Genomic DNA, 1,129 nt, shown 5'->3' with positions numbered 1-1,129 from the left:
CTCTGGAACAGTGGGCGGGAAATCTGCTCCAGGGTGACCAGGCTTTTGCGGCTTCTGGTGTACCGCAGGCCCTTTGGCAAGGATTCAGGGAGATAGCCCGTAAAAACCAGGCACTGATTGCCACCCGACCCATTAACCCGGACGCGTCCGACCTGCTCAATCATGGTTTGGGCAAGGGTATAAAAATTGCCACAAAAGGTTTAAGCGTGAAGGGCAAAAGTGCGGACTGGGGCATACAGGCGGGCCTGATTCCTTTTGATTCCGCGTTGTCCAAGGTCTTTGGAAAAGACGGCCTGGAACACTGGTCGCATATTGAAAAGGGGAACAGCCAGAATGTCCATTCATCCCGCCTGCCGGGAATGGCGGCCGTTCAGCTGCAAATGGACTGGAGCGCCATTGAGCGCCGACTGGCACAGGGAAAGCTGGGCTCGCTGACAGCTCTGGAGGATGGCAGCTATCTGGCAACGGTGACTCGCGCCATTGAATCCAGCGATGGCAGGGCCGGTGAGCGCCCGGTGCTGTTCCAGTATCGTTTGACCCGGCAGTCCAATTCCCTCTGGAGTGTCGAGTATAAAAGTGAAGAGTACGGCATTAAGCGTCCGGAATATAAGGATTTTCGCCCCCTGAAGGTCATGGCAGAGGTCAATGACGATGGCTCCCATCGGTTGTTTACGGCAGACATTGACCTGTTTGCCCTGTTCAAGCGCCTGGACAGTTCTTCAGCCGACCTGGGCAATAGCATCAGGGAAGAGGCGGCTCGAATTGAACGGTTATCCGCGAACAAGGGCGCGGGGCAGTTTTCCAGCGAATTGGCCAGAGCGCGTTGGCTGTCCGCTTATCGACGTGTGACTGAAGGGTTAGGTACGCGTGAGAGGCGCAGGTTTGATCCGAACAAGGGAACCCTGACTCATTTTCAGGAAAGCATGATCGACCAGATCAATGAAGCGGCGGCGAAAGTGGGTTTGCCCAAAGTCTGTCACCATGGCACAGAACAGGACAACATCAAATACCCCGAGCGGGATGATAAAATATTATTCATTGATCCTGAAGGTCGGGTTTATCAAACGGATACCTTTGAACAGGTGTCCAGTATCCTCAAATACTACGATGTTGTGGATGGGTTCCTGAC

Annotated in this window: 1 protein-coding gene; it reads left to right on the top strand. The window is 54.1% G+C overall.

Annotated elements, in window-relative coordinates; all coding sequences use genetic code 11:
- Positions 1–1,129, top strand: a 1,129-nt coding sequence (locus KDK16_RS03020) for a CyaA/EF/ExoY family adenylyl cyclase toxin (RefSeq protein ID WP_257274613.1), incomplete at both ends; no start/stop codon positions are given.

The organism is Endozoicomonas sp. SESOKO4 (assembly GCF_024606275.1).
The sequence above is the reverse complement of the archived record's forward strand: the minus strand, read 5'-3'. Positions and strand labels throughout refer to the sequence as shown.